General features: G+C 66.7%; 27 protein-coding genes. 21 read left to right on the top strand and 6 right to left on the bottom strand.

The window, feature by feature from the left end; all coding sequences use genetic code 11:
• Positions 1-229: 229 nt before the first annotated feature.
• A complete protein-coding gene (locus tag M3N53_09040) occupies positions 230-1,261 on the top strand; it encodes a hypothetical protein (protein ID MDP9068467.1) in 1,032 nt (343 codons plus the stop codon).
• Between the two features lie 293 nt (positions 1,262-1,554).
• Here M3N53_09040 and M3N53_09045 read toward each other — a convergent pair whose 3' ends face one another.
• The 5 genes from M3N53_09045 to M3N53_09065 form a co-directional block, all read right to left on the bottom strand.
• Positions 1,555-1,896 (bottom strand): MmcQ/YjbR family DNA-binding protein, encoded by a 342-nt coding sequence (locus tag M3N53_09045; protein MDP9068468.1) that lies wholly within the window; start codon positions 1,894-1,896, stop codon positions 1,555-1,557.
• 90 nt (positions 1,897-1,986) lie between these two features.
• Positions 1,987-2,286, bottom strand: a complete 300-nt coding sequence (locus M3N53_09050; GenBank protein ID MDP9068469.1) for a hypothetical protein — start codon at positions 2,284-2,286, stop codon at positions 1,987-1,989.
• A 172-nt stretch (positions 2,287-2,458) separates the two neighbouring features.
• A complete protein-coding gene (locus M3N53_09055) occupies positions 2,459-2,773 on the bottom strand; it encodes a DUF4235 domain-containing protein (GenBank protein MDP9068470.1) in 315 nt (104 codons plus the stop codon).
• 43 nt (positions 2,774-2,816) lie between these two features.
• Positions 2,817-4,022, bottom strand: coding sequence for a potassium channel protein (locus M3N53_09060; protein ID MDP9068471.1), 1,206 nt, complete (start codon positions 4,020-4,022; stop codon positions 2,817-2,819).
• Positions 4,023-4,045: 23 nt separating this feature from the next.
• Complete coding sequence (locus tag M3N53_09065; protein ID MDP9068472.1) at positions 4,046-5,389, bottom strand: magnesium transporter; 1,344 nt, start codon at positions 5,387-5,389, stop codon at positions 4,046-4,048.
• Positions 5,390-5,502: 113 nt separating this feature from the next.
• On the opposite strand from M3N53_09065, the gene M3N53_09070 reads away from it, so the two are divergent.
• The 16 genes from M3N53_09070 (at position 5,503) to M3N53_09145 (ending at position 21,581) form a co-directional block, all read left to right on the top strand.
• Positions 5,503-5,706 (top strand): hypothetical protein, encoded by a 204-nt coding sequence (locus M3N53_09070; protein MDP9068473.1) that lies wholly within the window; start codon positions 5,503-5,505, stop codon positions 5,704-5,706.
• Positions 5,707-5,802: 96 nt separating this feature from the next.
• Positions 5,803-6,201 carry a hypothetical protein gene (locus tag M3N53_09075; protein MDP9068474.1) on the top strand — a complete coding sequence of 133 codons (399 nt, stop codon included), beginning with the start codon at positions 5,803-5,805 and terminating at the stop codon, positions 6,199-6,201.
• A 46-nt stretch (positions 6,202-6,247) separates the two neighbouring features.
• Entirely contained in the window at positions 6,248-7,330 is a 1,083-nt protein-coding gene (locus M3N53_09080) for a zinc-dependent metalloprotease (protein MDP9068475.1), read from the top strand.
• Positions 7,306-8,337, top strand: a complete 1,032-nt coding sequence (gene tilS / locus M3N53_09085; GenBank protein ID MDP9068476.1) for a tRNA lysidine(34) synthetase TilS — start codon at positions 7,306-7,308, stop codon at positions 8,335-8,337. The genes M3N53_09080 and tilS overlap by 25 nt, the downstream gene beginning before the upstream one ends.
• Positions 8,338-8,346: 9 nt before the next feature.
• Positions 8,347-8,907, top strand: a complete 561-nt coding sequence (hpt, locus tag M3N53_09090; protein ID MDP9068477.1) for a hypoxanthine phosphoribosyltransferase — start codon at positions 8,347-8,349, stop codon at positions 8,905-8,907.
• Positions 8,908-8,963: 56 nt separating this feature from the next.
• Positions 8,964-10,910 (top strand): ATP-dependent zinc metalloprotease FtsH, encoded by a 1,947-nt coding sequence (ftsH, locus tag M3N53_09095; GenBank protein ID MDP9068478.1) that lies wholly within the window; start codon positions 8,964-8,966, stop codon positions 10,908-10,910.
• 152 nt (positions 10,911-11,062) lie between these two features.
• Positions 11,063-11,668, top strand: coding sequence for a GTP cyclohydrolase I FolE (gene folE, locus M3N53_09100; GenBank protein ID MDP9068479.1), 606 nt, complete (start codon positions 11,063-11,065; stop codon positions 11,666-11,668).
• Between the two features lie 59 nt (positions 11,669-11,727).
• On the top strand, positions 11,728-12,516 hold the full coding sequence (folP, locus tag M3N53_09105; GenBank protein MDP9068480.1) for a dihydropteroate synthase: 789 nt from the start codon (positions 11,728-11,730) through the stop codon (positions 12,514-12,516).
• Entirely contained in the window at positions 12,516-12,869 is a 354-nt protein-coding gene (gene folB / locus M3N53_09110; protein ID MDP9068481.1) for a dihydroneopterin aldolase, read from the top strand. Before folP ends, folB begins: the two co-directional genes overlap by 1 nt.
• Positions 12,870-13,355: a 2-amino-4-hydroxy-6-hydroxymethyldihydropteridine diphosphokinase gene (gene folK / locus M3N53_09115; GenBank protein MDP9068482.1), complete on the top strand. Its 486-nt coding sequence runs from the start codon at positions 12,870-12,872 to the stop codon at positions 13,353-13,355. It abuts the gene before it with no gap.
• 81 nt (positions 13,356-13,436) lie between these two features.
• Positions 13,437-14,306, top strand: a complete 870-nt coding sequence (locus tag M3N53_09120; protein MDP9068483.1) for a DUF2520 domain-containing protein — start codon at positions 13,437-13,439, stop codon at positions 14,304-14,306.
• The gene (gene panC / locus M3N53_09125; protein MDP9068484.1) at positions 14,303-15,142 is read left to right on the top strand and encodes a pantoate--beta-alanine ligase; all 840 of its coding nucleotides are present in this window, start codon (positions 14,303-14,305) and stop codon (positions 15,140-15,142) included. The genes M3N53_09120 and panC overlap by 4 nt, the downstream gene beginning before the upstream one ends.
• On the top strand, positions 15,142-15,924 hold the full coding sequence (locus M3N53_09130; GenBank protein MDP9068485.1) for a type III pantothenate kinase: 783 nt from the start codon (positions 15,142-15,144) through the stop codon (positions 15,922-15,924). The genes panC and M3N53_09130 overlap by 1 nt, the downstream gene beginning before the upstream one ends.
• A complete protein-coding gene (gene lysS, locus M3N53_09135) occupies positions 15,921-17,345 on the top strand; it encodes a lysine--tRNA ligase (GenBank protein ID MDP9068486.1) in 1,425 nt (474 codons plus the stop codon). The genes M3N53_09130 and lysS overlap by 4 nt, the downstream gene beginning before the upstream one ends.
• A 66-nt stretch (positions 17,346-17,411) precedes the next feature.
• On the top strand, positions 17,412-18,869 hold the full coding sequence (locus tag M3N53_09140) for an ABC transporter substrate-binding protein (protein MDP9068487.1): 1,458 nt from the start codon (positions 17,412-17,414) through the stop codon (positions 18,867-18,869).
• A 189-nt stretch (positions 18,870-19,058) separates the two neighbouring features.
• Positions 19,059-21,581, top strand: a complete 2,523-nt coding sequence (locus tag M3N53_09145; protein MDP9068488.1) for an ATP-dependent Clp protease ATP-binding subunit — start codon at positions 19,059-19,061, stop codon at positions 21,579-21,581.
• 61 nt (positions 21,582-21,642) lie between these two features.
• On the opposite strand, the gene M3N53_09150 is transcribed toward M3N53_09145, so the two are convergent.
• A complete protein-coding gene (locus M3N53_09150; protein ID MDP9068489.1) occupies positions 21,643-22,305 on the bottom strand; it encodes a TetR/AcrR family transcriptional regulator C-terminal domain-containing protein in 663 nt (220 codons plus the stop codon).
• A 179-nt stretch (positions 22,306-22,484) separates the two neighbouring features.
• Between M3N53_09150 and radA the strand changes: the two genes are divergently transcribed.
• The 4 genes from radA (at position 22,485) to ispF (ending at position 25,597) form a co-directional block, all read left to right on the top strand.
• Positions 22,485-23,831, top strand: a complete 1,347-nt coding sequence (gene radA / locus M3N53_09155) for a DNA repair protein RadA (GenBank protein ID MDP9068490.1) — start codon at positions 22,485-22,487, stop codon at positions 23,829-23,831.
• 133 nt (positions 23,832-23,964) lie between these two features.
• On the top strand, positions 23,965-24,453 hold the full coding sequence (locus tag M3N53_09160) for a CarD family transcriptional regulator (protein MDP9068491.1): 489 nt from the start codon (positions 23,965-23,967) through the stop codon (positions 24,451-24,453).
• 26 nt (positions 24,454-24,479) lie between these two features.
• Positions 24,480-25,127, top strand: a complete 648-nt coding sequence (gene ispD, locus M3N53_09165; protein MDP9068492.1) for a 2-C-methyl-D-erythritol 4-phosphate cytidylyltransferase — start codon at positions 24,480-24,482, stop codon at positions 25,125-25,127.
• A complete protein-coding gene (gene ispF, locus M3N53_09170; GenBank protein ID MDP9068493.1) occupies positions 25,124-25,597 on the top strand; it encodes a 2-C-methyl-D-erythritol 2,4-cyclodiphosphate synthase in 474 nt (157 codons plus the stop codon). The genes ispD and ispF overlap by 4 nt, the downstream gene beginning before the upstream one ends.
• Positions 25,598-25,599: the final 2 nt, after the last annotated feature.

The following is a 25,599-nucleotide window of genomic DNA, read 5'->3' on the forward strand; positions in this document are numbered from 1 at the left end:
CACGAAGTGGGAGGGGATGAGAAACGCCCCCGCCCCTACTTCGATTCCCCCTTCCCGCCTCTCTGGTCCTTCCTGCGCTTTCGCTCTCGAAGCACTGCCACCCGCGACGCATCGGCCGGCCGCCACCCGCCTCGCACCCCCCGCGGTTCCGCCGATTAGACGCCTATAGAGTTATTTTTAGGCCCGACTAATATCAGGCCGTCGGCCATCACTTGCGGGAGGAGCATGCATGACCACGGCTGAGACCACGTCCACGGCATCTGCGAACGGCAGTGCGAAAGCGCTTGGCTTCGGCTTCCTCGCACTCGGGGTGGCCATGGTGGCGATGGCGTTGCTCGCTCCCGTCGATTCGGGTGCGCGAGCCGCAGAGGCCGTCGGCGGAGCGTTGGCGGCAATGGGAGGCGCGTTGCTGCTAGCGCGCGGCGCGCACGCAGGGATGACGGCGGGAACGCTCACGCTGGCGGCCTCGCTCGTCTATCTCGCGGTCACGAACGACGAGTTCCACCAAGGCGGCGTCGGATACTCCATCGCGGTCGCTCAGTTCGTGACTGTCCCGATCGGCTTGGTGCTTGGCGGGATCGCCTTCGCACTTACCCCGGGGCCGCGGACAACCGGGCGGGTGGGGGACTTCATTCCGGACGGCGTGGTCCTCGTCGTCGGCACGATCTTGCTCGGGATCGGGCTCGGACAGATCGGCAACGAACGCCTGATGACGCCGATGTGGAACTGGATCAGCTTCCTCGGTCTGACTGTGACCGGGATGCTCGTGCTGGTCGTCGCGCGCGGGGCGCTGAAGGCCGCGGTCGGTGGAGAGCGACGGAGCAGACCCGCGTTCCGCTTCCTCGGCGCGCTCGCGACGGAGCTCCTGCTCGTCGGCGGCCTTGCCTTGATGATGTACGGGGCGCTGAACAATCTCGTGCTCGGAGCGAACGGATTCCGCACCGGATTCAAAGGCAACGGCGGCGGGCTGGCGCTCTGGATCGGGGCCGCCCTCTTCCTCGTCGTCGTGCGAGGAGGCTTCAAGTTTGTAGCGCGGAACCAGCAGGGCGCCGCACAAGCGGTCGTGAGGGAGCTTCTCTACTTCGCAGGCGTTTTCGCATTCATCGTCGGCGAGCGCTCCGTGCTCAGCGGAAAGCCGCCGGGCGTGCCGATCGGTGGTGCATTGCCGGCGGCGGCAGTCATCCTGCTCGGCGCGCTCTTCCTCCTCGTACCGGTGCGAATGGCCGCAAAGCAGGGACGACTGCGAGCTCGGCACGGATAGGTTGCAGCGTGCAGCGCGCCGCCACACCAGGATCTCGCCTTCCGTTGGTCGCTTTATCGGGGCGGACGGCCTCAGGTTCGGTGATCTGTGAGTGACCGACTCGTCGTGTGCAAACGAATGGGACGAGCCGCTTTGCTATCGCTACTGATTTCCCCTCGCCGGCTCAACGAAGTGAGAGACGAAGTGGGAGGGGATGAGAAACGCCCTGCCCTAGTTCGATTCCCCTCCCCGGCTCTGAGCGCAGCGACCCCTGCCTACTTCGATTCGCCTCCCCGCTCTGAATGCGCACGGCGCTAGAGGAGACCTTCGTCGAAGTCGCGCACCAGCTTCTTCGGCGCCTTCCGCCGCCACGACTCGATCAATACTTCCCGAAGCTCGTCGTCCGCGATGGCAGATAGCCGCGCCAGCATCGCGGGGTACCCGTCGTAGTGCGGGGTCGTGAAGAAGACCTCCGGCTCCGCCGCCAGCATCGCCTCCTTCTCATCGAGGTCGACCATCACCACGATCACATCGTCCTCTTTCAGTCGGACGAATGACTTGTCACGGACCTTCAGCGAAGGCGTCCTGAACCAGGTGGATTCCTCGACCTCTGGCAGCGCCAGTCCGATGGACCTGACGGTTTCCCACGTCGCCACCTACCCATCCTCCACTGTTCGCCACCGCGGGTCTTGGGCGACGTTCCTAGATCCGTTGCGCGTCCGGGAGGCGTGGGGGCGGGATCGGCATCACTCGAGGGCGGTGGTCACGACGATCCCGCAAATGAGCAGCAAGGTGACGCTGGCGACGATCACGCTAGCGCCGCCGACGAGCGACCGCAGCACCACTACTTTGTGCCAGAACAGCTCCGTGATCCCCAGGGCTAGCGCGACGCAGCCGCACGCGTAGAGCCAGAAGAATCCGACGAAGAAGCCGGCGCCTCCGGCGTCGAGGGTGCAACCCCACCCGATCCCGTAGCAGGTCGGCGGATTGACACGGTGCTCGAGCCACGTCCCCAAGATCGCAAGCAGCGCTGCGGGGACTGCCATGAGCGCGGCGATCCCCAACGCGATCCACGGAAACCACCTGGTTCGCAGCTTTGGGCGGAGCCAAGCCCACACGCGCCCGGGGCCAGTCGCTGTTGGAGGCGGTTCCACGGTTCTTTGGGGCGTGGGTTGCGCTGAGCGACCGCGTTGTCCCAAAGAACCCTCCACTTCGAAGTTAGGCGGCGCCTCCGGTGGGCGGCTTGATCTTGTCGCGCGCCATCTGGCGGGCGGCGCCGGCGGCGGCGCCGGTGAGCGCGATCCATGCGGCCTTCTTGCCCGCAGGCACGTCCATGTCCACCTGGGGTGGGTCCTCCCGCGTCACGAGGCGCCACAGGGTGGTGGCTACGTAGGTCGCCAGCTTGACCGCCAGCATCCCGGCGATCATCGCCCCGATCGTCTGGGCCAACGTGGGCTTCACGGGGATCGACCCGTCGGCCTGGACACCCGCGTCCTTCTTGATCTTGTTCTTCCCGATCTTGTGTTTGGCCATCACTGCTCCTTTCGCGGAGCAGTATGCCCGCCTTGCTTTGGACCTATGCCTCCGCGAGCTCGCGCTTCATGCCGACGAGGTTGTCGAGCTCCTCGGCCCCCTCGGCGGGCCCGACCGCGATGATGCGGTCACCCGGACAGAGCGTCAGCCCCGGCTTCGGCCGGTAGGTCCAGCGCCGCCCACGCTGCACCGCGAGGACGAACATGCCGGTCTCGGTCTCGATCGACAGCTCCTTGATCGTCTTTCCCTGGGCGGGCGAACCCTCGCCCACGATCGTCTCGTGACCGAACTCGTCGGATTCGACCAAGGCTGCGGCGATCACGGGATGGAGCTCTTCACCTTGCTCGACCAGCCGCGTCATCTCGCGCGCGGAGTCGAAGATGATCTCGGACGCGTGGGCGAGATGCAGCAACCCCCGGAGGTCGTCGGGGTTACGCGCCTCTTGCGAGCTCCGCAGCACCCACGATTCCAGCTCGTCGTGCACCGCGTCGGAACGCGCTTCGAGGTTCCCCACCTCGGCCGCCAGCGCGGGATCGTTGAAGAGCAGCGCCGAGTAGGCGAGCCCGACCGCTACTTCCGCCGAGTTCTTCATCTCGACCAACAGGTCGACGGCGCGATCGAGATCCGACAGCACGACGGCGGGAGGCTCCGGCGTCTCCGGCAGCTCCGGCGCGCCGAACAGCTGGCGCGCTAGCGCGACGCCGTCTTCGGGACCCTTGATCAACATCACGTCGTTCGTAGCAACCACGTAGTCGGGCCCGGGATCGAGATCCCAGTCGCCGCCGCGGCGGGTCGCGATGACCCACATCCCGATCTCCACCGGCATCGACAGGTCGCGCAACGAGCGCCCCACCGCGCCGCCGCCGTCGCGGACCTTGATACGCGACACGATCTCGTCGGCATACCTGAGGTCTTTCCGCAGGTCATCGAGGATGCCCATCCCCGAGTTGACGACGTGCGCGATGTCTTCGGCCGCGTCGGCGATCTTCTCGACGGCAGACGCGATCTCCAGCACGCCCGCCATGTGCTCCGCATCTTCTGGACTCCGCGCAGACAGGATGACGAGCTTTCGGAGTTGCCGGAGGTCCGAGAACATCCGTTCCTCTAGGCCCACGACCTCCTTGGCGAGGTCGGCATCCGCGTAGAAGACGGACGCGTAAGCGAGGTCCACCATGAGCTCCGACGAGTCTTTGATCTCAGCGAGGAGCCCCTTGACGGTGTTGGTACTTCGACCTTCTCCTGTATCCATGCCTCTCCGTTCCCCCTTCCGCATCAGGCTACTCCGAAGACGACGAGCGCGATCACGAGACAGATGACTCCGAGCAGGTCCATGCCGCTGGTTACGAGCGGGATCGTGTGGTTGTCGGGATCGAACCCGAACCGGTAGGTCGTCGTCGCCGCGTAGTAGCCGATGACCGCAGCCAGCAAGGTCGCCAGCGCGCCTCCCAGCAACGTGATCCCGACGAAGCGGAACGCGCCCGGGTACTCCGCGCCGATCACCTCCGCGAGGCCAAGAGTGCTGACGGCGGTGATCACGTACACCGTCAGCCCGAGCGCGAGCACGATGGTCGCGTCGAGCAGAGCTGCAGCCTCGGGACGGGCGCGAGGCGTCACGGCTCCCAGGTGCAGCTTCGAGCCGAGACGCGCCGCCAGCACAGAACCCAGCGCGCCCGTGTTCTCGAGGAAACCCGGCACCACGATCAGCAGAGCCGGGAACACGAGGAAGACCTCTTCGACGCGCGGCTGCACCACCGCACCCGCCAGGAGGTCCAGGACGATCGCGATGCACAACACGGGGAAGCTCTCGCGCACGATCCGGCGCGATACGACGCGCGCGGAGGACCAACCGCGCCATAACGAGAAGACCGCGATCGCCACGGCGAGCCCGCCCAGGATCGGGGTCAGGTAGTTGATCCCGACGAGGAACGAGGCGAGCAGGAGGAACGGCAGGGTAACCACGTCGCCGATCGCGGTGATCAGAGGAGAGCCCACGGAGTCGAGGTCCCAGCCGCGCCTGTAGGACACGATCGAGAGGTAGATCGTCACCGCCAGCACCACGGCGGACGACAGGAGCCCCCCGACGACGGCGATCACGACGAAATCCCACACCGACACGGTTTCGAGCCCCAAGAGCCCGCCGATCGCCCTCCCCAGCACCCCCATGGTGGCGGAGGTGGCGATCGTCAGCAGGGTGGCGGCGTATGCGTTCTGGTACAGCATCCCCTCACGGTCGTTGGAGACGTCGAAAAGACCCGAGTGGATCGAGGTGCCGAGTCGCGCCGCGAGGCCGCCGAAGATGTTCCCTCTCATCCCGATCGATACCGGGATCAGGATGAACAGTCCCTCCACGGCGTCGATCCGGTTGCTCATCCCGGCGAGCGTCACGCCCGCGATCAACGAGGTGAGCGAGGCGATGCAGACCGCGATGAAGCCCTGGCGCATCGTGACGCGCTCCGACGCCCAGTAGTCGACGACCTGGCGGGCCGGGTCGCCGACGATCCTGGCGCCGCCTCGGACCGCTCGTCCGGGCGCGCCCAGCATCGCCCGCGCCACGAGGCCGACCCAGCGGATCGGCAGCGCGAACCGGTCGAGTTGAGGGCGGCGGGGGCGGTTCATGGCCACATTTAATAGGCAACTCCAAACCGCTCGGCGGCGTCGAACCGAATAGAGGTCAAGAGACGCCGCCGCGCAGAGCGCGGCGCCGACGAGGTCTGGAGAGGAGCTCTGGGATGAGCAACGACAACGCGATCCGCGGGTCTCGCCCGCAGGCCGTGCCGCGGGCATCGCGCAAGTTCCCGGAGGGGCGGGTGTGTGCCGCCCCCGACTGCGTCACGAGATTGTCGACGTACAACAAGCGAGACAGGTGCTGGGCCCACGCGGAGATGAAGGTTCCCCGCCTCCGAGGTCGCAAGCCCGCAGCCGGATCGGCCTAGCGCTCCAGCCGTCGCTCGAACCTTCGTAATGCCGCGGTAGTCGCGAGATATCCTGCGCAGGTCCACTCCCGACGAAGACCGGAGGATCGCAACCGGATGCGCTGCCGGCTCGCACTTCTGCTCGTTGCCGCTCTCACGACCGCGGGCGTGCTCGCGCCCATTGCCCACGCTGCGCCGACCGTCTCAGCTCAGGTCGAGTCCGAAGCCGGACAAGATGTCGAGAACGAGGGGGGCGACCAGGCCGACGTTGGCACCGACACCGGTGAGGGCGCCGACACCTCCGAGGGCGAAGACGATCTCGGCGAGGGCGGCGAGGGCGAGCCGAGTGCCGAAACGGGCGCGGGCGCGGGCGAGCAGCTAGAGACCGAAGAAGAGGGACCGCAGTGGACCTACCAGATGTCCAAGATCACGCTCGTGCTGCTGTTGCTGTTGTTCCTCGCGATGGGCGGCCTGTACTACAAGATGATCGGCAGCCGCCAGCGCGGCCGGGTTTAACCCCCACTCCGGGGGGCAGCCCGCAACCTCTGATGAGGACCGTGCCATGGCGCGCCTGATCGAGCCGCGCATCGCCGTGGCCGTTGCCCGGCGCGTCGCGGGGTCGTCGGAGATCGACGACTCGTTTCTCCTCGAACGGTTGAAGCGGGATCTCTCCGATGCGGTCCCGCGCTCGGAGCAGCTGGTCGCCGAGTTCAGCGGGATTCCGGCCCCCCCACCCGTCGACTGGGGCATCATCGACCGCGCCACCTGGGCCGAGGTGAACATCAAGGGCATGACCGCTCTGCTCGCGCCGATCCACGAGAAGATCGGGCGTCGCCTCGACAGCGTGCCGTTGCCGGCCCGCCTCCTGCAGACCACCGCGGTCTCCGCCGAGATCGGCCTGCTTCTCGGCTACATCTCCAAGAGGGTCCTCGGCCAGTACGACCTCTTGGTGTCGGAGGAGGCCGCGCCGACGCCGGCCTCGCGCCGCGGCACGGCCCCCGGGCCCAACCTGTACTTCGTCGGCCCGAACATGGTCGAGACCGAACGGCGCTTCGGTTTCGTACCAGAGGAGTTCGCCCTGTGGGTGGCGCTGCACGAAGTCACCCACCGCTTCCAGTTCGAGGGCGTCCCGTGGCTGCGCCCCCGGTTCCTCTCGCTCGTGCACGACTACCTCGGAACGGTCGACCTGGATGCGAAGGGGCTCGCTCAACGGCTGGCGGGAGCGGGCCGGAAGCTCGTGTCCCGCTCGATCCCCTCCGAGGAGAAGAGCCCGATGTATCTGCTTGCGAGTGACGAGCAGAAGAAGGTCCTGGACGAGATCCAGGCGCTCATGGCCGTCATCGAAGGACACGGAAACTTCGTGATGGACGCGATCGGAGAGCGTGTGATCCCGTCGTTCCGTCAGATGCGGCACGTCTTCCAGCGCAGGCGGCAGCAACAGACGGTGGTTCAACGAGTGGTCGCGCAGGCGATCGGTCTCGAGATGAAGCTGCGCCAGTACGAGCTCGGTCAGGCGTTCTGCGAGGGCGTTGCGGCGCAGGGCGGCGTCGACGCGCTCCGTCACCTGTGGGTGAGCGAGTCCCACTTCCCGACTCTGGTAGAGCTACGGGCGCCGGCGTCATGGCTCACACGGGTAGCGGCATAAAAAGCGTGGACGCTGCCGGCGGACGTCCTTTGGGAGGCCCCGGTTTCGACCTCGTCGACTCCGTCCTCGCCTCGATATTGCGCCGGAGGATGCTCGCCGGTGGCGAATCCGTTCTCGTGGCGGTGTCGGGAGGGCCGGACTCGGTCTGCTTGCTGGACGTCCTGGCGCGGCTCGAGACGAAGCTAGACCTCGAGATCGCGGTCGCTCACGTGGATCACGGTCTCTCCGAGGAGTCGGCCGGCGTTTCGGCTCGCGTTGCTAGAGACGTCGCGGCTCTCGGCTACGACGTGCACGTGGCGCGGGCTAAAGACCTTGCCGGGCCGAACCTGCAGGCCAGAGCGAGGGACTTCCGGTACGCCTTCTTCACGACGATCGCCCAGGACATCGGCGCCGATCGCATCGTGACCGGCCACACGCTCGACGATCGCGCCGAGACGACGCTGGCGCGCCTGATCCACGGCGCGGGGACGCGCGGCCTCGCCGGTCTACCGGCCGTCGACGGTCCTCGGATCCGTCCGCTGATCGACGCGCGCCGAAGCGAGACGAAGGCGTACTGCGAGGAGGTCGGTCTCTTCTTCTACGAAGACCCGGCGAACCACGACGAGCACTTCGAACGAGTGCGGGTGCGGTCGCACCTCGTTGCTGCGGTGGAGGCGCAGTGGGGATCGGGCGCGGTGAAGGCGATCGCGAACTCCGCGGAGAAGCTGGCCGAGGACGCCGCCGCGTTGTCCTTGCTGGGCGAGCGTTTGGCCGCAGACCTCGTCCTTGCTGGGGACGAGGGGCCACGGATCAAGCTCGAGCCTCTGCTCGGGCTGCCCCGCGCGCTGAGGCGGCGGGTGTTGGAGGCCGCGCTCGGACGGGTCAGAGACCGATCGGGCGGGATCGACGCCGCTCTGGACGCTCTGGACGATGAGCACCTGGTGGCTCCTCTTCGGTTCGCGGTCGCGAGCGGCAAAGAGATCGTGATCGAGAAAGAGGAGCTCGTCGTTCGCGAGGCTCAGGACTAGGATGCCGCGATGACCGCCGAGGTACACCCAGATGTCGATCAGGTACTGATCAGCGCGGACGAGATCCAAGACAAGATCAACGAGCTGTCGAAGCAGATCACCGAGGACTACAGAGGCCGAGACCTTCTCTTGGTCGGCGTCCTCAAGGGTGCGTTCGTGTTCATGTCGGATCTGGCCCGAGGCATACAGCTTCCACTGGAGTTCGACTTCATGGCGGTGTCGTCGTACGGCTCCGCAACCAAGTCTTCGGGCGTCGTCCGCATCTTGAAAGACCTCGATTACGAGATCACCGACCGCGACGTGCTGCTGGTCGAAGACATCATCGACTCGGGACTCACGATCTCGTACCTCCTGCGCTACCTGGAGGCGCGACGACCCGCGTCGTTGGAGATCTGCTCTCTGTTCTGGAAGAAGGGCGAGCAGGCGGTTCCGATGGACGTGAAGTACCCGGGCTTCGAGATCCCTCCGGTGTTCGTCGTCGGATACGGCCTCGACTACAACGAGAAGTACCGCAATCTGCCGTATATCGGCGTGCTGAAGCCGGAGGCGTACGCGTCTCACAGCGCCTGACGTAGCCGGACTGCGCTGGTTTCGTACGTACTAGGGACTGCTACCCTTCAGTGACGATGAATCGCATATTCAGATCCGCCGTCTTCTACCTCGTTCTCATCGTTGCGGTCGTCTGGGTCTTCAACATCTACCGGCACGGTGCGGAGAAACCTCAAGAGCTCGCGTCGGTCAACGAGTGGGTCCGGCTGGTCGAAGACGACCAGATAGAGACCGCTCAGTTCCTCACCCGCGACGAGAAGGTCGTGGGCGATCTGCGCGACGGCGGGAGCTACGAGATCCACCTCCCGACCGACACGATCGATGAGTACCAGACACTCGCGATGGAGAACGAGGTCGCGGTCAGCGCCGACCCGCAGCAGGGCTCCCCGTGGCTCTCGTTCCTGTTCCAGTTCCTGCCCATCCTGATCATCGTCGGGTTCTTCTTCTTCCTGATGCAGCAGATGCAGGGCGGCGGCAACCGCGTCATGTCGTTCGGCAAGTCGCGCGCGAAGCTGGTGACGAAGGACCAGCCCAAGATCACGTTCGCCGACGTCGCCGGTCTGGACGAGGCGGTCGAGGAGCTTCAGGAGATCAAGGAGTACCTGGAGGCCCCTCAGAAGTTCCAGGCGATGGGCGCCAAGATCCCCAAGGGCGTGCTCCTGTTCGGCCCGCCGGGAACCGGCAAGACGTTGTTGGCCCGCGCCGTTGCCGGTGAAGCCGGCGTCCCCTACTTCTCCATCTCCGGGTCCGACTTCGTCGAGATGTTCGTAGGCGTCGGCGCCTCGCGCGTGCGCGACCTGTTCGAGCAGGCGAAGGCGAACGCTCCCGCGATCATCTTCATGGACGAGATCGACGCGGTCGGTCGCCACCGCGGCGCGGGACTTGGTGGAGGCCACGACGAGCGGGAGCAGACGCTCAACCAGCTCCTGGTCGAGATGGACGGCTTCGACGTCAAGAGCGGCGTGATCCTGATCGCCGCGACGAACCGCCCCGACATCCTGGATCCGGCCCTGCTGCGTCCGGGCCGCTTCGATCGCCAGATCGTGGTCGATCGCCCGGACCTCAACGGTCGCACGGGCATCCTCAAGGTCCACACGCGGGGCAAGCCGATCAACAAAGAGATCGACATCGAGGTGCTGGCGCGACGCACCCCGGGCTTCACCGGCGCCGACCTCGCCAACGTGATCAACGAGGCGGCATTGCTCGCTGCACGCTTCGGCAAGAACGAGATCGGCATGCAGGAGCTCGAGGAGGCGATCGACCGCGTGCTCGCCGGCCCAGAGCGCCGCAGCCGCGTCATCAGTGACAAAGAGAAGAAGGTCATCGCCTACCACGAGGCCGGTCACGCTCTCGTCTCGCACGCGCTGCCGAACGCAGACCCCGTCCACAAGGTCTCGATCGTCTCCAGGGGCCGCGCGCTCGGATACACGCTGACCCTTCCGACCGAGGACCGCTTCCTCGTCACTCGCTCCGAGCTGATCGACGAGCTCGCGATGCTTCTCGGGGGCCGGGTCGCGGAGGAGCTCGTCTTCGACGAACCGACGACCGGCGCGCAGGACGACATCCAGCGCTGCACCCGCATCGCGAAGCAGATGGTGACCCAGTTCGGCATGTCCGAGCTCGGCCCCCTCGCGCTGGGCGAGAACGAGTCGCAGCCGTTCCTGGGCCGTGACTTCGGTCACGTGAAGGACTACTCCGACGTTGTCGCTGCCAAGATCGACGAGGAGATCCGGAGACTGGTCGAAGAGGCGCACGACGAAGCGCGCGAGATCGTGATGAAGCACCGCGACAAGCTCGATCTCATGGTCGAAAGGCTCATCGAGAAGGAGTCGCTCGAGAAGGAAGAGGTCGCCGAGATCTTCGCCGAGGTTGCGAAGCAGTCGCCGTCGAACCCGCTCGAGCGCACGCGCATCCGTCGTCAGGCGCGCGACGCAGCCGATGCAGACGCCGCGGGGCAGGTGCCCGAACGCAAGCGTCTACCGCGCCCCCGCCCGACGCCACGTCTCGGCGAAGCCCCGAGTTAACCTCCGCACCTTTCTCGAGTTCACACGGCGCCATCCCACTGTCGAGCCCGCTCCGGGGCCGCCACCCGCGCCGAAATGCGGTAAGCGCAAAAACCGCGCCAACCGCAGCCGACCCGGGTCGCACGCCGCGGCTGGCCACTTAAGGTGGGGCCATGAGTGATCCCGAGAACGTTCAGCCCCTTAGGCGCGAGGGTGTCGACAAGGCCCGGATCGAGCGTGCCGTTGCCGAGATCCTCGATGCGATCGGCGAGGACACGTCTCGGGATGGACTACTCGAGACGCCGCGCAGGGTCGCGGAGATGTTCGAGGAGCTCTTCGCCGGGCTGCACAGGGACCCCGTCGAGGAGCTCGACGTGCTGTTCGAGGCGGGCCACGACGAGATGGTCATGGTGCGCGACATCCCGCTCTACACCGTTTGTGAACATCATCTGATCCCGTTCGTCGGCAAGGCCCATGTCGCCTACATCCCGAACAACAGTGGTCAGATCACGGGGCTTTCGAAGCTGGCGCGCCTCGTCGACACGTTGTCGAAGCGACCCCAGGTCCAAGAGCGGTTGACCACGCAGATCGCCGATGCGATCGAGCAGGCGCTGGAGCCACGCGGCGTGCTGGTCGTGATCGAGGCCGAGCACCTGTGCATGAGCATGCGCGGTATCCGCAAACCGGGCAGCACCACCGTCACCTCCGCCGTGCGCGGGCAGTTCCGCAAGAGTGACGCCACTCGAGCGGAAGCCATGGGCTTCATCGACCGGCGGTGACGCCCAACAGGAGACTTCGGTGCGGCCCTAAGACGTTGTCCCTCGACCGGCCGTTGTTGATGGGCGTGCTGAACGTGACACCCGACTCGTTCTCCGACGGCGGTATGTGGTTCGACCGCGATCGGGCGATCGACCACGCGCTAGAGATGGTGGGTCAAGGAGCGGACATCCTCGACGTCGGCGGAGAGTCCACGCGTCCGGGGGCGGAGTACGTGCCCGAGGAGGAAGAGCTCCGGCGGGTCCTGCCGGTGATCGAGGCTGTAGCGGATCGGGTGGACGTCCCCATCTCGATAGACACGAGGAAAGCATCGGTCGCGCGAGTAGCTGTCGACGCCGGCGCGACGATCGTCAACGAGACGGGAGGCGAGGATGCCGACGCGGAGATGCCCGCGGTCGCCGCCGAAACAGGGGCGGCGGTCGTCTTCATGCACTCTCGCGGCACGCCGGCGACGATGCGCTCGCTCACGGACTACGACGACGTCGTCGCAGACGTCGCGGCTTTCCTGGTGCGAGCCGCCGAGGGCTTGAAGGCGGCCGGAGTGGCCGAAGACTCGATCGTCCTGGACCCCGGCTTCGGTTTCGCGAAGACGCCGCAGCAGAACCTAGAGCTGCTCGATCGCCTCGACGAGATCGTCGCGTTGGGATACCCCGTCCTTGCCGGCACCTCTCGAAAGTCCTTCATAGGCGCGGTGCTGGACCTGCCCGAGAACGAGCGGGTCGAAGGAACGGCTGCAACCGTGGCCTGGGCCATCGCCAGGGGGGCGGACATCGTGCGCGTGCACGATGTCGGGCAGATGTCTCGCGTCGTTCGGATGTGCCAGGCGATCAGAGACCGCGGGCGCAGCTGATGGACTCGATCATCGTGCGCGACCTGCGCGTGCGGTCGCGCATCGGCGTCACGGAGGAGGAGCGGGCGGAGCCCCAAACCGTCATCATCGGCATCGAGATCGCCAGCGACCTGCGCCGACCGGGTATGAGCGACGACCTTGCGGACACCGTGGATTACGGGCAGGTGACTCAAGAGATAGAGGCGCTGGTTTCGTCTACGACCTCCGCGCTCTTGGAGAACCTGGCGGAGAAGATCGCGGGGCATATTGCAGCCATGCCAGGGGTGAACGGGGTTAGCGTAGAGGTGGCGAAGGAATCACCGCCGATCCAGCAGAGCGTCGGTTCTGTGGCAGTCAGGATCGAGAGGCTGTAGATGACGACCTCCTATATCGGAATCGGATCGAACGTCGGAGACCGGGCACGATTCTGCCGGCAGGCGGTTCAAGCGCTCGCCGACGCCGAAGGGATCGAGGTAGAGGCGGTGTCGAGCCTCTACGAGACGTCTCCGGTCGGCGGCCCTCCACAGCGGTCGTTCGTGAACGTGGTCGTGAAGATCGACACCACGCTGGGGCCGCGCGACCTCCTCGAGGCGTGCAAGCGGATCGAGCACAGGATGGGGAGGGAGCCGAGCGACATCCGGTGGGGGCCGCGCGTCGCGGACCTCGACGTCCTGCTCTACGGAGACGAGAAGGTCGGCGAGCCCGATCTGGAGATCCCGCACCCGCGCCTCAGGGAACGGCGTTTCGCGCTCGTCCCGTTGCTCGAGGTAAGCCCGGACGTAACCGACCCGTGGGACACGCGTCTGGCCGACAGTCTGGACGAGGCAGAAGGGGATGCGCAGCTCCTAGAGCCTTTCTGAGCCGCGTGCGCCTCCTCGTCGCGGCGCGGCCCTTCTATGCTCGTCGCTCGACCGGTACCCCCGAGGACTGGAGCGACGAGGATGACCCGCCTTCCTTCTGGCCGCCTGCGCGTCGCGCTCCTGGGGGCCGGAAGCGTCGGCACCGCGGTTGCTGCGTTGTTGAAGCGAAGCGGTCACGAGATCACCGGCGTGTCGTCCCGCACGTCACAGAGCGCGGCTCGCGCGGCCGACCTTCTGGAGGCGCGGGCGTTCGCGCTTTACGACCTGCCCCCGGCGGATGTCGTCCTGATCGGTGTACCCGAACCGGCTCTATCCGCGGTAGCTACCTCGCTCGCGGGGCGCCGCGACGCGGTGGCGGTGCACTTCGCGGGCTCTGCCGGCATCGCCCCGCTCGCATCGCTTCCGGCCGGCATCGCCCGCTGCGCGCTGCACCCGGTCCAAGCCTGTCCCGATGTCGTGACCGCGATACAGAGGCTCCCCGGCTCGGCCTGGGGCGTCACCTGCTCCGACGGCTCCACCTCTTGGGCGACCGAGCTGATCGAAGACGACCTCCAAGGGACTGCCTTCGAGGTAGCCGAGGAACACAGGCCCCTGTGGCACGCGGCCGCGGTCACGACCTCCAACGGTATCGCCGCCCTCATAGCGACGGGCGAAGCGCTGCTGCGGTCGCTGGGCGTGGATAGGCCCGGTGACGTGCTGGGGCCGATAAGCGCGGGGACCGTGGCGAACGTACGGGCGGCAGGCGGGGGCGCCGTGGCCTTGACCGGACCGGTCGTGCGCAAGGAAGCCGCGGCGATCGAGCGGCACGTCGCCGCTGTTGCCGGGACCGCACCGGACTTGCTGGCGCCCTACGTCAACGCGCTGCGGATGATCGTTTCCAGCGCCCGCTCGGCCGGGCGCATCGACGCAGCTGACGAGACGGCGCTGCTGAAGTCGCTGGAGGTTCGGTGAAGGTCGCGCGCACGGAGACAGAGCTGCGAGGGGCTCTCCGCGGGTCGCGCGCTCGCGGACGTTCGATCGGCTTCGTCCCGACGATGGGGGCGCTGCACCCGGGCCACCTGTCGCTCGTCGCGGCGGCGCGAGCGGAGACCGATGTCGTGGTGCTGAGCATCTTCGTGAACCCACTTCAGTTCGGTCCCAGCGAGGATCTGGCCGCTTATCCGCGTCCCGAGGGGCGCGACCTGCAGCTCGCTGAGCAAGCAGGTGTCGACGTAGCTTTCCTCCCGCCGGTGTCGGAGATGTATCGGCCGGGACGTTCGACCACGCTGTCGCTGGCGGGACCCGCAGTCGTCCTGGAGGGAGCTGCGAGACCCGGGCACTTCGACGGGGTCGCTACCGTGGTCGCCAAACTCTTCAACCAGGTCCAGCCGGACCGCGCCTACTTCGGACAGAAGGATGCGCAGCAGGTCGCCGTCATCAAGGCGATGGTGCGCGATCTGTCGATCCCGGTCGAGGTGGTTGTATGCCCGACGGTGCGCGAGCCGGACGGGCTGGCGCTGAGCAGTCGCAACGCGTACCTCGTGGGATCCGAGAGGACCGCCGCTACGGTGCTGTGGCGGGCGCTGCAGGCCGGCAGCCGCGCGGTGGAAGAGGGCGCCGCGTGGGAGGTCGCGGAGAAGACGATGGAGCAAGTGGTGGCAGGTGAGGCGGGTGTGTCGCTGGAATACGCGCGCGCCGTGGATCCAGAGACATTCGAGCCAGCTAGCGGTCGCGCAGCCTTGCTGGTGATCGCGGCGCGGGTCGGTCGCGCCCGTCTGATCGACAACCTCCCGATTGCGCGGTCCTAGTGCTGCTCGCGATCGACGTAGGGAATACCCAAACGCACCTCGGCGTCTTCGAACGCGAGAAGCTGATACACGAGTGGCGGGCCGCGACCGACCAGCGGCGAACCGCGGACGAGCTCGCGTTGATGTTCGGCGAGTTCTTACGCTTCGCGGACCTTTCTTTCTCCCGAGAGATAACCGGTGTCGCGATCGCGTCGGTCGTGCCTCGGGCTACACAGGAGCTACGAGCGATGACCGTGAAGTACTTCGGCTTCCCGCCGGTTGTCGTTGAACCCGGGGTCAAGACCGGGATCGTGATACGCATCGACAACCCCAAGGAGGTCGGAGCCGACCGCGTGGCGAACTCGGTGGCAGCGCGAGAGCTATTTCCGCATGAACCTGTGATCGTCGTCGACTTCGGTACCGCGATCAACTTCGATGTAGTCACGCGCGTCGGCGAATACATCGGGGGCGCTCTCGCTCCTGGTCTCGAGAGCTCGGCGACCGCGCTTTTCCAGGCGACCGCCCGTCTGCCGCGCGTGGAGCTGGTCGCACCGCCCACCACGATCGGCAAGAACACGGTCTTTGCGGTTCAGTCCGGGATCGTCTTTGGCGTTGCTGCACTGGTCGACGGGCTTGTGCAGCGCACGATGGCGGAGCTGGACGACGATGCCCGGGTCGTGGCGACCGGAGGACACGCAGAGACGGTGATCGAACACTGCAGGACGATCGAGAGGGTCGAACCAACCCTGACCTTGCTCGGACTGCGTCTGATCTTCGACCGCAATCCTCGGGGGGCCGCGTGACCGACTCCTATCCCTATAGGTACGAGCGGGACTCGACGATCGGGGATCTGAGGAGCCGGTTCGGCGAGCTCGAGTCGGGCGCCGAGACCGGGGCCGCGGCCCGCATCGCGGGCCGCATCATGACGATCCGCTCGCACGGCAAGGTTGCCTTCGCCGACCTGATGGATGGATCCGGGCGCATGCAGCTGTTCGCCCAGCACGCGGTGCTGGGAGACGACGGGATGGAGGCCTTCACCGGGCTCGGCGTCGGCGACATCGTCGGAGCCTCGGGAGAGGTCGTGATGACGCGGCGCGGAGAGCTGTCACTGAAGGTCACGCAGACGACGCTGCTCGCCGAGTGCCTCCGGCCCATGCCCGACAACTGGCACGGGATGAGCGACGTCGAGTCGCGCTACCGCCAGCGGTACCTCGACCTGCTCCTGAACGAAGACGCCCGGCGCGCGGTCCAGGCTCGCTCTGCCGCGAACTCGGCCATCCGCTCCTTCTTCGCCGAGCGCGGCTTCCTCGAGGTCGAGACGCCTCTTCTCCAACCGCTCGCGGGAGGCGCCGTCGCCAGACCGTTCGTCACGCATCACAACGCGCTGGACATCGACCTCTATCTGCGGGTCGCGCCGGAGCTGTACCTCAAGCGGCTGCTCATCGGCGGCCTCGAGCGCGTCTACGAGCTGAACCGCAGCTTCCGGAACGAGGGCGTCTCGACGCGGCACAACCCGGAGTTCACGATGCTCGAGGCCTACGAGGCATTCGTCGACTACGACGAGACGATGGCCTTGGTCGAAGATCTCGTGAGGGCGATCGCGCTGGCGGTCACCGGCTCTTCCGCCATCGATCTCTACGGCCAGGCGGTCGATCTCGCCGCGCCCTTCGAGCGGATCACGATGTTCGAGGCGATCGAGCGCGCAACGGGTCGCGACCTGTTGCCCTTGTGGAACGAGGCGGACGAGGATGGGCTCCGGACGGCGGCGGGAGAGCTCGACGTGCGGGTGGACCCCGAGTGGCCGCTCGGCAAGGTGGTGGCGGAGATCTTTGAGGGGGCCGCGGAGAAGACGCTGATCGCGCCCACGTTCGTGGCCGGGTTTCCGAAAGAAGTCTCTCCTCTGGCTAAGGACCATCGCACCATCCGGGGCTTCACGGAGCACGCCGACCTCATCATCGGCGGCGTCGAGGTCGCCCCCATCTACTCCGAGCTGAACGATCCCGCGGAGCAGAGACGGCGCTTCGAGCAGCAGGCGGCGGCGCGAGCCGCGGGTGACGAAGAGGCGACGGTTCGGGATGAGGATTTCCTCGAGGCTCTCGCCTATGCGATGCCTCCCGCGGGCGGGTTCGGCCTGGGGGTCGACCGGTTGCTCATGTTGCTCCTGGGCTTCGCCTCCATCAGAGAGGTCGTCCTCTTCCCAACGCTGCGACCGCTCGACCGCTAAGCTCACCGGCGCCGCGCGGAGCGCTGCAGCACCTCGTTGCTGCGGTTCGGTGGCAGGATGCCTTCGATGCGCTCGAGAGGGGTCGCGGCCGCGGCGTGTCTGTTGCTCGCGGCCGGAGGTTGCCGGGGGGGCGGGGACGCGGAGGGCTTCCCGTCGCGTTCGCCCGCGGCGTCTCCGACCAGCTCGAACACACTGGTGGTCGCCCTGGTCGGAACCTTCTCGGGACCCGGCGCCTGGCGCGGCGACAGTGCCTTCCGGGGCGCCGACCTGGGCGTCCACGAGCTGAACCAAGCTCGCGGTGACGATGACCCGGTGGTGGAGCTGGTGACGCTAGACGACGCAGGAGACGCCCGAACGGCAACAGAGCTCGTGATCGATCAAGCGGCGTCCACCCGCACGATAGGGATCGTCTATGCGGGACCTCCCGAGGGACTTCCACCTGCCGAAGACGCGTTGGCCGCCGCCGGGATCCCCGCACTCCTCTGTTTCGGCGATCTTTACGGCGCACGGCTGCTGAGCGAGCACGTCTTCCAGGTCTCTCCGTCTTACGTGTGGGAGGCACGCCGCATCGTTCGATACCTCCTGCAGGACAGGCGCTACCGGACGATCGGCGCCATCACCACCGACTCCTTCAGCGGCGAGGTGGCGCGACGGGCGCTGACCGAGGCGCTGGCGGAGGTGGGAAGCAAGCTCAGCATCTCGGAGCTCCACCCACCTGAAGGCGGTTCGTACGAGCGGCTGCTGGGTCGGTTGAAGCGGAAGCAGGTCGAGGCGGTAGTGGTGGACGCGCCACCCCCGCTCGGGGTAGCGACGCTTGACGCTCTCGAGGAGATGGGCGCTTCCTACCGGAACACCGCCGCGGCGAGGATCGCGTCGGCTCGGCGCAACGGCAACGGCAACGGCAACGGCAAGGCGCGGGCGGGGGCGCGTGCACGTGCATGGCGCCCGCAGGTGGTCGGATTCGACGGCTTGTTCGCACCGTTCCCCGAGGACTCCGTTCCTCCTCCAGGCACCGCGGTCGCGGCGAGCTACGCCCGCGGCGCGCACTACCTTCCCGTCCCCAGCTTCCGATCCTTCAGGCAGGCGTACCTCGACTGGTGGGAGAGCGAGCCGCTCGAGTGGGAGCGCCCTGCATACGAAGCGGTGCAGATGATCGGCTGGGCCCGTAACAACACCGCCGGCCGCGGCGACTCCGCTGCCACCTTGGAGACGCTCCGCGGTCTGCGCTTCGGGGGCCTCGACGTCACTTTCGGCCCCGAAGATCACGCGTCGATCGACGAAGCCGCGGTGGGTCTGTGGGTCGTGCCACGCCCGGGCGCCGCTCCGGAGGCAGCCCAGCTTCCGCGGGAGCTGCCGTGGGTGCCGCTGGGAAGGGGCTTCTCGCGCGATGGCGTTACGACGGCGATCGCACCAGAGGACTGGCGCTTCCTCTTCAGGGGGAGACCACACGCCAAGAGCCCACCACCTCCGATCGCGCGAGCCCGGTTCGGTGTCCGCTCCGGCCGAGCCGACCCGGTTCACTGACGCCGGAAGCCACTTGTTTTCGCGGCCCCGGATGCCGATATAGGCAGAGGAGTCGTGGAACTTTTTCGACCTCTCTGGTGTTCTTAGGACTGCACCAAGAAGGCGGAGGGTAAAAGCACCCTCTTCCTATAATGAGGAACCGGAGCGGCTGGCAGTCAGCCTCTCCGAATGTAGACAAGGAGGCCTGGCTTGTTCGAACGGTTCACGGACCGGGCCCGCAGGGTGGTCGTCCTCGCCCAAGAAGAGGCGAGACTTCTCAACCACAACTACATCGGCACCGAGCACATCCTGCTCGGGCTGATCCATGAAGGCGAGGGCGTCGCCGCCAAGGCGCTCGAATCACTGGGGATCTCGCTAGAGAAGGTCCGCCAGCAGGTGGAAGAGATCATCGGAGCGGGTCAGTCACCGCCATCGGGGCACATCCCCTTCACACCTCGCGCCAAGAAAGTGCTCGAGCTCTCGCTGCGGGAGGCGCTGCAGCTGGGACACAACTACATCGGCACCGAGCACATCCTGCTCGGTCTCATCCGCGAGGGTGAGGGCGTCGCCGCGCAGGTCCTCGTCAAGCTGGGCGCGGATCTCAGCCGCGTGCGTCAGCAGGTCATCCAACTGCTGTCCGGCTACAGCGGCAGCAAGGAGTCTCCGGGTGGCGGTGGAACCGAGACGCCGCAGGGTTCGCTCGTGCTCGACCAGTTCGGCCGCAACCTGACCCAGCTGGCTCGCGAGAACAAGCTCGACCCAGTCATCGGGCGCGAGAACGAGATCGAGCGTGTGATGCAGGTTCTCTCTCGCCGCACGAAGAACAATCCCGTTCTGATCGGGGAGCCCGGCGTCGGCAAGACCGCCGTCGTCGAGGGCCTGGCCCAGCGGATCGTCAAGGGCGAGGTGCCCGAAACCATCACCGGAAAGCAGCTCTACACGCTCGACCTCGGCGCGCTGGTCGCCGGCTCCCGCTACCGCGGTGACTTCGAGGAGCGCCTGAAGAAGGTGCTGAAGGAGATCAAGACCCGCGGCGACATCATCCTGTTCATCGACGAGCTGCACACGCTCGTCGGCGCAGGTGCGGCCGAGGGCGCCATCGACGCGGCCAGCATCCTCAAGCCGATGCTCGCTCGGGGTGAGCTGCAGACGATCGGCGCGACGACGCTGGACGAGTACCGCAAGCACCTCGAGAAGGACGCGGCTCTGGAGCGGCGCTTCCAGCCGATCAAGGTGCCCGAGCCGACCGTCGCGCACACGATCGACATCCTGAAGGGCCTGCGCGACCGGTACGAGGCGCACCACAGGGTGCAGATCACCGACCAAGGATTGGTGGCGGCAGCGAACCTCGCCGACCGCTACATCTCGGACCGCTACCTGCCGGACAAGGCGATCGACCTGATCGACGAGGCCGGTTCGCGTCTGCGGATCCGTCGCATGTCCGCGCCGCCCGACTACCGCGAGCTCGAGGAGAACATCGCCGACATCCGCCGCAAGAAGGAAGAGGCGATCGAGGCTCAGGACTTCGAGCGCGCGGCCGCGTTCCGTGACGACGAGAAGCGTCTGACGACCGAACGCTCGGCGCGCGAGTCGGAATGGCGCGAGGCCGAGGGCTCTGCGTTCGCCGAGGTGAACGAGGAAGAGATCGCAGAGGTCCTGGCTTCGTGGACCGGCATCCCCGTGACGTCGTTGACGGAGGAGGAGACCGCAAAGCTCCTCCGTATGGAAGATGAGCTGCACAAGCGCATCGTCGGTCAGCACGACGCGATCGGCGCGGTGTCTCGCTCGATCCGCAGGACGCGCGCTGGCCTGAAGGACCCGAAGCGTCCGGCCGGTTCGTTCATCTTCCTCGGGCCCTCCGGTGTCGGTAAGACCGAGACGGCGAAGACCCTTGCCGAGTTCATGTTCGGCGACGAGGACGCGCTGATCCAGCTCGACATGTCGGAGTACATGGAGAAGCACACCGTGAGCCGGCTTGTCGGTTCGCCTCCGGGTTATGTCGGTTACGAGGAGGGCGGCCAGCTGACCGAAGCGGTGCGCCGCCGTCCGTACTCGGTGGTTCTGCTCGACGAGATCGAGAAGGCCCACCCCGACGTCTTCAACACGCTTCTGCAGATCCTGGAAGACGGACGTCTGACCGACGCGCAGGGTAAGACGGTCGACTTCAAGAACACCGTCATCATCATGACCTCGAACCTCGGCACGCAGAACCTGCGCAAGCCGGCGATGGGCTTCGGCGCCGGCGGTTCGGAGATGAACTACGACAAGATGCGCGAGCGCGTGAACGAAGAGCTCAAGCGCAACTTCCGCCCCGAGTTCCTGAACCGCATCGACGAGGTCATCGTGTTCCACGAGCTCGAGACCTCGGAGATCAAGTCGATCGTGGATCTCTTGATCAGGCGTGTGTCGCAGCAGCTCGAGAGCCAGGACGTCGGCATCGAGTTGACCGATGAGGCGAAGGGCTTCCTGGCAAAGGTCGGTTACGACCCGGCTCTGGGTGCCAGGCCTCTGCGTCGTGCGATCCAGCGCCTCATCGAGGACCCGATCTCCGAGAAGATCCTGTGGAAGGAGTACGAGGCGGGCGAGATCATCGTCGTCGACGTCGGCATCAAGGACGACGGCGAAGAAGGCATCGTCTTCAAGAAGGGCGATCACGTGAAGGCGCCTGATCACCCACCCGTCGAGCTTGCAGGAGCGGGCGGTCCGGGAGAGGAAGCTCCACCCGAGGCCTAGCTCTTGCTAACAAGGCGACCAGACCCGGTCCTCGAGGGGGCCGGGTCTCTTCGCGTCCGGGCTAACGGAGCTTCGTGCGCAGGCCCTCGATCATCACGTCCAGCGCGAACTCGAACTCCGCGTCGTGGTCGCAGCCGGCGATCGTGGGCAACAGCTCGATGAGGTTCGGGAACCGCGCCTGGTCGAGGTCATCGACGGCGATCACGCTCGGCGTGTCGGGGGGCCGGTGCTCGCCGAAGAACCCACCGGTCTCGGCGAGCGTGTAACCGCTCACGAAGCTCATGACGGTGCGCAAGCCGTGGAGCGCGGCGGCGTCATCAAAGCCGGCTCTTCGGAACACCGCAAGTCCCCGCTCCAGGGGGTCGAGTGCGGCGAGGGTGTTGAACGGCCGCATCACGATCAGGGGAACCACCCGTGGGTGTTCCAACGCCAGCCGCCGGTAGCCATGCGCTAGGTCGCGCACGTCTTCCTCCCAGCGCTCCCTCGGCGGACGAGGCTCTACCTGGGCCATCACTTGCTCGACCAAGCCGTCCAGCAGGGCGGCCTTGTTCGGGATGTGGTTGTAGAGAGACATCGCCTCGACGCCCAAATCTCGCCCGAGCTTGCGCATGCTGAGCGCTTCGACGCCGCCCTTGTCTACCAGGCGGAGCGCGGCGTCGAGCACCGCCTCGCGCGTTAGCGGGGCTCTACTACCGATCGCGGGTGGGGTGGAGCGGTTAGTCATCGCGGCCCATTCCTGTCCTGATCAACGGCGATGTCGCTCGGAACCTGCCCTGACCTTACATCGTAAGGAGTGGGTGCGTCGGCTTCACGCTCGATACCCCGATCGCCGCGGATCCGATCTGTCGCTCGTCACCTCCCCCGCGCGGAAACCTGTCGTAGGTGGTGGCTAGCCTGGACCCTATGAAGACGGCGACGCTGTTCGAGTGTGGCGCGTGCGGCCATTCCGCGCCGCGATGGTTCGGTCGCTGCCCCGCGTGCAACGCGTGGGGAACGGTGGACGCGGGAAGCCCCAGGTCTACGGGGAACGGATCACACGCTGTGCTCGAGGTCCGAACGCTCGAGAGCATCGGGGACGGTGTTCCTCGTCTGGAGACGGGCGTGGGGGAGCTGGACCGAGTGCTCGGCGGCGGCGTCGTCCCGGGCTCGGTCGTGTTGATCTCCGGCGACCCCGGTGTCGGCAAGTCGACGCTCGTCCTCCAGATGATCGACGGACTCGTGCAACGGGGGCATCAGACGCTGTTGGTCACCGGCGAGGAGTCGCTGGATCAGGTCTCGCTGCGCGCTCTTCGCCTTGGTGTTGACGCAACCGCTCTGCGTGCCGCCGCGTCCACCTCGCTGCACGCGGTCCTCGACACCGCGCGCGCAGAACGTGCCTCGGTGTTGATCGTCGACTCGATCCAGACGCTCGAGGACCCAACGCACGGGTCCGCCGCGGGATCCGTCGTGCAGGTCCGAGAATGCGCCGCGGCGTTGGTGCGGTTCGCGAAGTCCACGGGCACGGCGGTGGTCATGATCGGCCACGTCACGAAGGAGGGCACGGTCGCTGGGCCGCGCACCCTCGAGCATCTGGTCGACGCGGTGTTGTCCCTCGACGGCGACCGAAGCGGGACGTTCCGATTGCTGCGGACGACCAAGAACAGGTTCGGATCATGTGACGAGGCGGGCGTCTTCATCATGGAAGCGCGCGGACTGCAAGGGGTGGACGATCCTTCGGCGATGCTGCTCGCCGACAGGTTGCCGGGGGTCCCCGGTTCGATCGTGTTCCCCGCTCTGGAGGGGGCGCGGCCTGTGCTGATGGAGGTTCAAGCTCTGGTGGCGGCAACGAAGCTCCCTCAGCCTCGACGGGTGGCGATCGGGTGTGATGCGAAGCGACTGGCGCTTCTGGTCGCGGTCTTGGGCCAGAGGAGTCTTGCGCGGCTCGGTGAGGACGACGTCTTCGTGGCGGCCGCCGGCGGCTTGCAGGTGCGGGAACCTGCAGCCGACCTCGCGGTGTGCTTGGCCCTGCTCTCTTCGAAGTTCGACGGCCCCTTGCCCCACCGGACGGTAGCGATCGGCGAGGTCGGGCTCGCGGGAGAGGTCCGACGCGTCCCCGGGATGCAACGACGGGTCGCAGAGGCAGAACGACTCGGGTTCACCGAAGCGATAGTTCCACGCGGCTCGTCTGCCACGCCGAAGAACGTGAGAGTCGTCGAGGTCGACGACCTCGCGCAGGCGCTCGCGGCGGCGTCGCGGCGGCCCGCGGCGTGACCGCCAGCACGGGATCCCGAGTAGCGACGTGCTACCCTTGGTTCCGGACACCAAGCCTCGATGCGGGGCCAGATCTGTGTCTGTGTCGCCTCTTCAGGCGACCTGGTTCGACTCGCAGGGAGGGTTATCCGGAGTGACGCGTTCTTTTCGAGTAGGTGACAAGGTCGTCTACCCACATCACGGTGCGGCAGTTATCGAAAAGCTGGAGCACAAAGAGATGTTCGGCGAGAAGCGCGAGTACTTCATCCTCAAGCTCGCGTACGGGGAACTCACTTTGATGGTTCCGACGGACTCCACCGAGGAGGTCGGGCTCCGCCAGGTCACCCCCGCGAAAGAGGTTCCCAAGGTCCTCAAGGTGCTCAAGAAGAACGAGCCCACCACGAACACGACCAACTGGTCTCGCCGCTTCAAGGCCAACGTCGAGAAACTGCGGTCCGGCGACATCTATCAGGTGGCCGACGTGGTCCGCAGCCTCCACCAGCGCGACCGGGAGAAGGGCCTCGCGGCCGGCGAGAAGCGCATGCTCACCAAGGCGCGCCAGATCCTCGTCTCGGAGCTCACCTTCTCGAAGAACTGCGACGAAGAGGCGGCCGAGAAGATGCTCGACGAGGTTCTCGGATAGCCGACGTCCCTCTGGACGCCGCAGCGATCCTCGCTGCGGGCGGCAGCGGCGTACGCGCCGCGGCCAACCTCCCGAAGCAGCTCCTGGACGTCGGAGGCCGCCCCATCATCAGGTGGAGCTATGACGCGGTCGTCGCTGCGGGCATCGCCGACATCACGGTCGTCGCTCCCGTCCTTCACCTCGACGAGGTGAAGGATCTGCTTCCGGAGGCATCTCGCGTCGTTCCGGGAGGCGCGACGCGTCAAGCCAGCGTGCGCGCCGGTCTCGACCATGTGGCGCACCCGGTCGTGGTGGTCCATGACGCGGCACGTCCGTTTGCCCCGCCCGCGGTCTTCGCGGAAGTGGTGCGTGCTCTCGACCAGGCGGATGCGGCAGTCCCCGGGCTCCAGATGAAAGAGACGGTGAAGCTCGTGCGACAAAGGCGTGTGGTCGAGACGCTCGACCGCGAGCTGGTGTGGAACGTCCAGACTCCGCAGGCGTTCACAACGCGACGTCTCCGCGAGGTCCATGCTCTCGCGCTGGCGGACGGGATCGAGGGCACGGATGACGCCCAGTTGATCGAGCACTACGGGGGCGTCGTCGCGGTGGTCGACGGCTCTCCTGCGAGCTTCAAGATCACCGATCGACACGATCTGGAGCGCGCTGCCGCGCACGTGCGGGAGATGCAGCGGTGAGGGTCGGTCTCGGCGTGGATTCGCACGCTTTCGCGCCCGGACGAGACCTCGTCATCGGTGGAGTAGTGATCCCGCACGAGGCTGGGTTGGCAGGCCATTCGGATGCCGACGTTCTCTGCCACGCGATCGGCGATGCGTTGCTGGGCGCGGCGGGGTTGGGTGACCTCGGCGCCATGTTCCCCGCTTCTGACGAGTGGCGGGGCGCATCCAGCCTGTCGCTCCTGGAGCACATCGCGGCTGCCGTTGCGGAGGCTGGGCGTCGGGTGGTGAACGTCGACTCGACCGTGATCGCCCAAGCTCCGCGCCTGAGTCCACACACGCTGGAGATGGCCACCAACGTCGCGTCGGCCTTGGGAGTCGAGCCGCGCATCGTTTCGGTGAAGGCGACCACGACCGACGGGCTGGGTTTCGCGGGTCGGGGTGAAGGCGTCGCAGCGATGGCCGTCGCGTTGGTCGAACCCGTAGTCTGACC

It is taken from the genome of Actinomycetota bacterium, assembly GCA_030776625.1.
Classification (GTDB): Bacteria; Actinomycetota; CADDZG01; order CADDZG01; family WHSQ01; genus MB1-2.